This is a genomic window from Neptunomonas sp., assembly GCF_041601355.1.
GTDB lineage: Bacteria > Pseudomonadota > Gammaproteobacteria > Pseudomonadales > Balneatricaceae > Neptunomonas.
Map to the genome: position 1 here is coordinate 1 of NZ_JBFIIH010000189.1, position 5,097 is coordinate 5,097.

The following is a 5,097-nucleotide window of genomic DNA, read 5'->3' on the forward strand; positions in this document are numbered from 1 at the left end:
CTCAGCCAGTTATCGATACTACTGGAATGGTCGCCCGTCAAATCTGAGAATACCGCATGCGGCAGGTTAATATATTCCTGAATTGATAAGTTTTTTCCTACCTCAGTATTAGCGACACCCGCCAGACAGACCAACTGCTCGGTTATCCAATGCTCAGCAATCAGGTGAGCCGGTATTTTTTTCGAAGCGTCCATGCCGACAACCAGGTCCACCTCACGATTTTCCAGCTTGGAGGATGATGCATCTTCACTGATCATCTCTATCTGTAACCTGACATGCGGAGCAATAGTCTGCAGATGACTAACCAGATCAGGAAAAACCACTGATTCAAAATAGTCGGTGCTGGCAATGCTGAAAGTGCGCTGGCTGGTGTTCGCCGTGAATAGTTCAGTGGGCTTGAGCGTACGCTCGATGAGCTGCAACGCTTTGCGTATCTCGGGCAGCATTTCCAGTGCTCGTGGTGTGGGTTGTAAGCCGTTTTCGGTTCTGACAAGCAATGGATCGTTCAGGTACTGACGTAAACGGTTGAGTGCATGGCTCATCGCCGACTGGCTGAGAAATACTTTTTCAGCGGCACGGCTAACATGGCACTCGCTGATCAGTGCTTCAAAGATAATCAACAGGTTTAAATCAAACTGACGCAGTGATTTCATTTATGTCGTTCGTTTTATTAAGTATTAATACTATACATTTATATATTATAACTATGCATTTAACTAATGATTCTTCAGGGTTTATGCTTTCTTTAATATTTACCTAATCAAATTTAATAGATAAGGAAGAGTGGATGTCTGGTCCGAATGATGTTGTTGCTAATGAAAGTGTATCGGTAGCCGATGCGGATATGCCGTTATATGGCGCAATGGGAATGACGTTTATGCAGTTTCCGGCATTGACGACATTATCGCAAAGTGATGCTGAAGTCATCGTCAGTGGCGTGCCGTTTGATATGGCGACATCGGGGCGGTCAGGTTCGCGTTTCGGGCCTCAAGGCGTGCGACAGGCTTCCGTCAATCTGGTGTGGGAAGGCGCACGTTGGCCCTGGACGTTTGCGCTGGATGATCACCTGAATGTTGCAGATGCAGGCAATGTGAAGTTTAAACACGGTGAACCACAAACGCTGGTGGACAATCTGGAAGCGCATATTTCACAGATCCTGAATGCAGGGAAAAGTGCCTTAACATTTGGCGGGGATCACTTCATTACCTTGCCTGTTTTGCGAGCCTACGCCAAAAAGCATGGTCCGCTAGCCTTGATTCATTTTGATGCGCACACCGATACTTATTCCGGCGGTAGTAAATATGATCACGGTACTATTTTTCATCATGCCGTACAGGAAGGTCTGGTCGATACAGAGCATTCACTGCAAATAGGGATCCGTACCGCTTATACGGTTGAAAATCACCCGTTTGAAGTCCTGGATGCGGCGTGGGTCGGTGATCATGGGCCTGCTGAAACGCTGAAGAGAATCAAGCAGCGTGTCGGCGATAAAAAAGCCTATGTCAGTTTTGATATTGATGGTCTTGATCCTGCATTTGCTCCGGGTACAGGTACACCTGTAGTGGCCGGTATCAGTATTGATTGTGCATTAAAGATTATCCGTGGTTTGCAGGGATTGAATCTGGTGGGTATGGATGTCGTAGAGGTGGCCCCCGCTTACGATCATGCCGAGATCACTTCATTGGCAGGCGCAACCCTGGCGCTGGAATACCTGTACGTTCTGGCGGCGAATAAAATAGCATAAAGAAAAAAGGCCGCCTGTGATGAGCAGGCGGCCAAGTGTATTCTTGAAGAAGACCTAACTTATTTTTTTACAGGTAAGCACTCAGAAGGAACGAGAAACGCTGAAGACCAAAGCGTTATCGTCGAAGTCGTCGGTTTTAGCGACATCCAATGTGTTGCTCAGGTAGTTGACGGCCAGATCCAGCCCGGCCAGGTTGCCTGATAAACCGATGGAGTAATCCTCGTAACCATAGCCGTCCCATGCGGCGCCAAAACTATGGCCTGCATGCAGGTCCAGACTGATATTTTCAGTCACGCCATAGCTGTAATCCAGTGCGATATATTTTGAATCATCACCACTGTTGAAGTAATCATTGCTATAAGCAAACGTAGCAGCAATATCCCCGAGATCGTTTAATCCGCTGTATAGCAGGGTAAAACTTACCTCTGCGTAGTCACCATCGGTGCTTTCGTAACCTGGGTAGGTGTAATAAGCAAAAAAGGCATCATAGCTCAGGTCGTCGTTAATATCGTTGCTGAAGCCTACGTAGTAATCGATTTCGATATTGGCATCATCACCCCAGTCAACATTACTACCCCACATGCCTGCATAGGCGCCGTTTTCAAAAGCGACATCAAGACTGCCCTGAATGGCGGCATCACCTGAGGTCTGAGAAATACCGCGAAAACGGTAGTCATTAGTAAAACCGACAGTACCTGATACCTCGGCAGCTTGAGTGCTGCTGATGACTAAAGCTAGCGTTAAACCCGTAAAAACTCTTTTTAAGGGGAGATCCTGCATCTGTAAATACCTTTTTGTTTAGAAAATGTATGAGTCATAGCGGTTCTTATTTTGTAAATAGTAGCGATTAGTTTATATACCCTTCTGTAGGTAGCTTGAAGTAGGTACTGGGTTAGCGCTACCTACTCCGGTGTATATATTGTCTTGCCCGGGTTCTCGTAGACTGGCTGTTATCTGTATTTATATAGGTTTTGATACGGTAAATACGACCAGAACGCGACCAGAACATGACCAGAACATGACCAGAGTAGAGAGAATTGATAATGACAGATCTTAGTAAGTGGAAAGCGTTAAGCGAGTCCCTGACTTTTCGCCATCAGGCGTATATCAATGGACGTTTTCAGCCAGCGGTGAGTGGCGAAACCTTTCCCTGTATGAATCCGGCAACCGAGCAATGGTTAGCCGATGTTGCCAGCTGCGATGAAGCTGACGTTAATCTGGCGGTAGACAGTGCGCTGCAGGCTTATCGTTCAGGCGTGTGGTCAGAACTTGAGCCAAAACAGCGTAAACGCATTTTGCTGAAGTTGGCGGATCTGCTGGAACAACACAAAGATGAATTTGCTCTGCTGGATACGCTGGATATGGGTAAGTCCATTTCGGAAATGACTGCCATCGATATTCCAGACAGCATCGATTGCATCCGCTGGACAGCGGAATGCATCGATAAGCTTTACGGTGAAATCGCCCCAACAGGAAATGATACGCTGGCGCTGATCAGCCATGAGCCTGTAGGCGTCGTGGCGGCGATCACGCCGTGGAACTATCCGCTTATGATGGCGACATGGAAACTGGCTCCCGCTCTGGCCGCAGGAAACAGCGTTATTCTGAAGCCGTCTGAAAAGTCACCGCTGAGCGCTTTGCGCTTAGCTGAGCTGGCTACTGAAGCGGGTATTCCAGACGGCGTATTCAACGTATTGCCGGGCTTTGGGCATACCGCCGGCAAAGCATTAGGCTTGCATAATGATGTAAACGTTCTGGCCTTTACCGGTTCTACACGTGTTGCGGGCATGTTGATGGAGTATGCGGGCCAGTCTAACCTCAAACGTGTCTGGTTAGAGGCGGGAGGTAAATCTCCGAACCTGATTTTTGCTGACTGTGAGGATGTTAAGAAAGCAGCCGCTAGCGCTGCAGCGGCGATCTTTTCAAATCAGGGTGAAGTCTGTATTGCTTGTTCGCGTCTATATGTACAGAAAAGCATTAAAGAGGAGTTTATAGCGGCACTGGTTGAGGCAGCCAGCCGTTATCAGCCGGGTAATCCGCTTGATCCTGCCACCAATATGGGGCCAATGGTGGATCGGGCGCAGTTAGATACCGTGGCACGCTTTATTCGCTCAGCTGAGGAAGAGGGCGGTGAAGTGTTGCTTGGCGGCTTGCCTGAATATCAGGAAGGTAAAGGCTTTTATGCCAAACCGACCATCGTTTCACACGCGCACAATGGCATGACCTTTGTGCAGGAGGAGATCTTTGGTCCGGTACTCGCAGTATGTGAGTTTGAGACAGAAGAGGAAGCGATTGCGTTAGCAAACGATTCTAAATATGGTTTGGGTGCTTCTGTGTGGACAGCTAATCTTTCACGCGCACACCGCGTCAGCCGTAAAATTCACAGCGGTATGGTATGGGTGAATACCTGGGGTGAAGGCGACTCAACCGTGCCATTTGGCGGTGTTAAGGCATCCGGCAATGGCCGTGACAAATCCTTGCATGCTTTAGAAAAGTACACTGAGCTGAAAAATGTCTGGATTCGGCTATAAGGTGACAATCGTCCACTCATGAATTAGCGCAGCTCAGGCTGCGTTAATCTTTACAGCTGACTTTACGCCGGCCTTTACACAAGGGCTTTACACAAGGACTTTACACAAGGGCTTTACACAGGAGTCGCTTCAGCGCTTGGCGCGGCGGCTTCCAGTTCGTTCAGGTGGGCAAGAAAGAGGGTGAATATCTCAGATTGTGTCGAAGTGTTGAGGCGCGTATGGATGTTTTTACGGTGAACCTTCACGGTTCCCAGGCTGATATTCAGTTTGCCGGCAATCGCCTTGGATGAATGCCCACGTAATATCAGTCCCGATATCTCTTGTTCTCTGCGGGTTAATACACCGCTGCCAAATGTGTTCAGTGCCTGTTTCATGGCACCTTCTGATTTTTCATACTGTACGTATTCCTGGCTTTGTGAGAGCCAGAATTGTCGGATCAATGAGTTGATGATCGGATAGATTTCGTTCAGGCGGTTCAGCTCGGCGCGTGTGATCGTTCCTAATAATGAGCTCCGTCCCAGGGAGATCGCACAGGTAACCTCGTTATCTAACTCGATAATCAGATTGATCTCATCAATCAGGTCAAAATCTTTATAGCAGGATTGGTAATACTCTGTCGTTTCGAAAGAATCCGGGGCTATCTCTATAAGGCGGCTAAGGCCTGGGTTGATACCTGCCTTAATCGCATTAAAAAGCGGGTCCAGAACATAGGCCTGATTGATATAGGTGCGTAATGTCGGGCTTTGTTCAGCAGGGTCTGTCGGGTGCAGAATGATAGGTTTAAACGACTTTTTGTAAGTGACCATCAGGATAGAGCTGACA

Annotated in this window: 5 protein-coding genes; 2 read left to right on the forward strand and 3 right to left on the reverse strand. The window is 48.0% G+C overall.

Annotated elements, in window-relative coordinates:
* Window positions 1–653, reverse strand: a 653-nt coding sequence (locus ABY436_RS18745; RefSeq protein ID WP_372740450.1) for a LysR family transcriptional regulator, incomplete at its 3' end; no start/stop codon positions are given.
* A gap of 134 nt (window positions 654–787) precedes the next feature.
* Here ABY436_RS18745 and speB point away from each other — a divergent pair.
* Window positions 788–1,744, forward strand: a complete 957-nt coding sequence (speB, locus tag ABY436_RS18750; protein WP_372740451.1) for an agmatinase — start codon at window positions 788–790, stop codon at window positions 1,742–1,744.
* 81 nt (window positions 1,745–1,825) lie between these two features.
* On the opposite strand, the gene ABY436_RS18755 is transcribed toward speB, so the two are convergent.
* Entirely contained in the window at window positions 1,826–2,524 is a 699-nt protein-coding gene (locus ABY436_RS18755; protein ID WP_372740452.1) for a TorF family putative porin, read from the reverse strand.
* Between the two features lie 263 nt (window positions 2,525–2,787).
* Here ABY436_RS18755 and ABY436_RS18760 point away from each other — a divergent pair, with 263 nt between their 5' ends.
* Window positions 2,788–4,275: an aldehyde dehydrogenase gene (locus ABY436_RS18760; protein WP_372740453.1), complete on the forward strand. Its 1,488-nt coding sequence runs from the start codon at window positions 2,788–2,790 to the stop codon at window positions 4,273–4,275.
* Window positions 4,276–4,388: 113 nt separating this feature from the next.
* Here the strand turns inward: ABY436_RS18760 and ABY436_RS18765 are convergent.
* A partial coding sequence (locus tag ABY436_RS18765) for a LuxR C-terminal-related transcriptional regulator (RefSeq protein ID WP_372740454.1) occupies window positions 4,389–5,097 on the reverse strand: 709 nt, incomplete at its 5' end.

Coding starts and splice junctions, on each gene's coding strand:
- ABY436_RS18755 (WP_372740452.1), bottom strand. CDS start 2,524: ATGCAGGATCTCCCCTTAAAAAGAGTTTTTACGGGTTTAACGCTAGCT.
- ABY436_RS18760 (WP_372740453.1), top strand. CDS start 2,788: ATGACAGATCTTAGTAAGTGGAAAGCGTTAAGCGAGTCCCTGACTTTT.
- speB (WP_372740451.1), top strand. CDS start 788: ATGTCTGGTCCGAATGATGTTGTTGCTAATGAAAGTGTATCGGTAGCC.